The 2,779-nt window shown below is 37.9% G+C and carries 4 protein-coding genes and 1 pseudogene; 3 read left to right on the top strand and 2 right to left on the bottom strand.

Features of this window, described 5'->3' with window-relative positions:
- The 3 genes and pseudogenes from ABD915_RS09270 to ABD915_RS09260 all read left to right on the top strand — a co-directional run.
- A pseudogene (locus ABD915_RS09270) lies at window positions 1-281 on the top strand (lambda exonuclease family protein); the annotation flags it as partial.
- Window positions 282-392: 111 nt separating this feature from the next.
- A complete protein-coding gene (locus ABD915_RS09265) occupies window positions 393-644 on the top strand; it encodes a hypothetical protein (RefSeq protein ID WP_345117609.1) in 252 nt (83 codons plus the stop codon).
- 2 nt (window positions 645-646) lie between these two features.
- Window positions 647-1,684, top strand: coding sequence for a tyrosine-type recombinase/integrase (locus ABD915_RS09260; RefSeq protein ID WP_345117607.1), 1,038 nt, complete (start codon window positions 647-649; stop codon window positions 1,682-1,684).
- Between the two features lie 60 nt (window positions 1,685-1,744).
- Here the strand turns inward: ABD915_RS09260 and ABD915_RS09255 are convergent, their stop codons facing one another.
- Both ABD915_RS09255 and ABD915_RS09250 read right to left on the bottom strand, forming a co-directional pair.
- Window positions 1,745-2,044, bottom strand: coding sequence for a HigA family addiction module antitoxin (locus tag ABD915_RS09255; RefSeq protein ID WP_345117605.1), 300 nt, complete (start codon window positions 2,042-2,044; stop codon window positions 1,745-1,747).
- An 18-nt stretch (window positions 2,045-2,062) separates the two neighbouring features.
- The gene (locus ABD915_RS09250) at window positions 2,063-2,344 is read right to left on the bottom strand and encodes a type II toxin-antitoxin system RelE/ParE family toxin (protein ID WP_004854509.1); all 282 of its coding nucleotides are present in this window, start codon (window positions 2,342-2,344) and stop codon (window positions 2,063-2,065) included.
- Window positions 2,345-2,779: the final 435 nt, after the last annotated feature.

The raw sequence follows: 2,779 nt of genomic DNA, 5'->3' as shown, positions 1-2,779 counted from the left end.
AATGCCTACAATCACCAAACCATTTACGCTTTTTTATAGATGACACTATCAAGCCTGAATATATCGCACAAATGCAATTCCAAATGGCTTGTACGGGACGCAAATGGTGTCATTTCATGAGCTATAACCCAAACTTTGTAGGTATATCATCTCACTTGCGCATGAAAATCAAACGTATCAATCGTGATGAGGAACACATTGAAGCGATCAATAAAGCGATCGAGATCTTTTTAGAAGAAATAGAACAAGAGATGCAAAAGATTTTGGCAAAAGCCGCTTAAACCTATGGGGGTGCTCTCTCCTCCCAGCACCCCCACCCTCTTACCACAATTTTCAAAAAAAATCATGATTCACAACACGGGTGAATTGCAACTAAATCAAGGGGAACAGACATGGCACACCGCCCACCTACCATAACCCAACCAGCCATTGCACGTGCTTTAAGAGAAGCAAAAAAACAAGGAGCAGAGGTTGTAGAAATAAAACCTACTGGAGAGTTATTCATTCATATCAATAAAATTATAACACCACCAACAACAAGGAGTAATGCTTACAGTATTGAAGATTTTCCACCTCTTGAAAACGAGCAAGAAGAATGTAGTACAAATCCATCCTGCCTCCCTGTCGATGACATAAAGTTTTAGCCATGCCAAAGCGTCGTCCACCATATCTTGTTCGTGAATGTACACGCCATGGTAAAATCATATGGTATGTACGTATTGGTCATGGACCACGATTTCGGATTGAAGGAACTTACGGAACACAAGAGTTTGTTGACAATTATACGATTGCCCTTAAACAAGCGCAAAATGGCGCCTCCAAGAAAATAAAACAAACCAGACTTACAGAAGGGTCTTTCGATTGGTTGTTACATCAGTATTTACAAAGCATGCAATGGCATAATCAATCAGAATCCACGAAAAAAGTTAAATATAGAATTCTGAACAATGTTTCTAAACATATTGGTGATCGCGCGTATAAAAGCATAGAAAAACACCATATTCTTGACGCCGTAGACAGAAGGCGTGATACTCCCGCAGCAGCAAAACATTTTTTAACGTCTTTAAACGGTCTCTTTAATTGGGCGGTTGATAATGCCCTTTTAAATAGAAATCCTGCCTTTAATATAAAAGCACCCAAATCTCTGAACAGCGAGGGATTACTGCCATGGCTAGAAGAGGACATAGACAAATATTATCACTATTGGTCACATGGTACCCATGAACGTGTTTGGATTGATGTTCTTCTTTATACGGGCTTGCGCCGTGGTGACGCTGTTCGTATCGGCTGGAAAGATGTCAAAGATAATATCATTCATATTAAAACAGAAAAGAGCCAATTTAAAACGGATGTTTTTCTTCCTATTTTACCAGAATTAGAGGAAACCCTTAAAATTGGTCCCATAGGTGATGAAACATTCATTTGTGGTAAAGGTGGAAATAAGCTTGTCAAAGAAAGTTTTGGCAACCTATTTCGTGAAGCATGTAATGCGGCGAATATTAAAAAATCAGCACATGGATTGCGAAAATTAGCAGCAACACGTGCTGCTAATGCAGGCGCTACAGTTTCACAAATGAAAGCGCTTTTTGGTTGGACAGAAGATAAAATGGCATCCCTTTATACCAAAACAGCCGATAGAAAACGTCTCGCAATAGAAGCAATTAAAAAACTTCAAAAAAACTAAGGCAATGGGTAGCCTTTAAAAACAAAACAAAGCAAAGCACCAGCAAAATTATGAACAAAATCAAAGCGGCGTTTGTGGTGCATCAGAAACCAGAGGAGAAATAGGTGGTTGTGCCTGTTGCATTGTTTGCCATAAGTTATAGTTTGTTTGCATATCTAACCAAAATTTTGCTTTACTAAAACCAGCCAACTCTAATTTAACTGCAAGCTCAGTACTCATAGAAGCATGTCCGTTAATCACTCTTGAGAGAGACGCTCTTGTCATATGGAGATGATCAGCTAATTTTTGTATTGATAGCCCCATTTCTTCCAAGAAAGCTACTTTTAGAACTTCACCCGGATGTGCAGGATTATGCATCATTTGTTTTTGTTCCTTTCATCAATGGTAGTCTTGATAATCAACAAGCTCCACATCTGTTCCTATAAAGCGAAAAGTAACACGCCAATTTCCATTCACCCATATAGAATAGTAGCCTGTAAGTTCACCTTTAAGAGGATGCATTTTAAAGGCAGGTGCTTTCAACATTTCAGGCGTAGTAGCACTTGTTAAAGCCGTCAAGATAACGCGTAATTTTTTTACGTGATCTGATCGAATAGCTTTTGTAGAACCTGTTGTATAAAATAATTTTAAGCCCTTATGTTTGAAACTCACAATTGCCATTATCGCCCCTTATCGTATACCAACACTATACGATTGATGACAATAAGAGTCAAGCACCATACGAGCAAATTTAGTTTCATATTTAGATAAAATGATTAAGAATAATCTACAAAAAGGTTCGGGATAGACAGAAAAATAAGCTAATAAAATCAATAACCATAAAATTCCCTTACCTTTATATAAGTTATTGATTTTATATAAATATAACGCTCCCACCCCCTCCGCCACAGCACTTTTATCGTGCTATAACTTATTGATTTTGTAGGTGTTTTTTTTGTAGCTTGCCAGCAGGTTTGTAGCTTGCCAGCTGTAGCTTGTCGGCAGGTTTTGTATATTTTGCCACTAGGTTTTGTACCAATTTATTTTGTTTTAAAGAGTTTTTAAGGGGTTCTCAAAGGGTCTTCAAAGACCTTTCAAAGGTTGTTTTAAGATTCG

Origin of the sequence: Bartonella jaculi (genome assembly GCF_039543045.1) — a bacterium.
GTDB classification, from domain to species: Bacteria; Pseudomonadota; Alphaproteobacteria; order Rhizobiales; family Rhizobiaceae; genus Bartonella; species Bartonella jaculi.
Note: the sequence above shows the minus strand (reverse complement) of the source record. Positions and strands in the feature narration are given on the sequence as shown.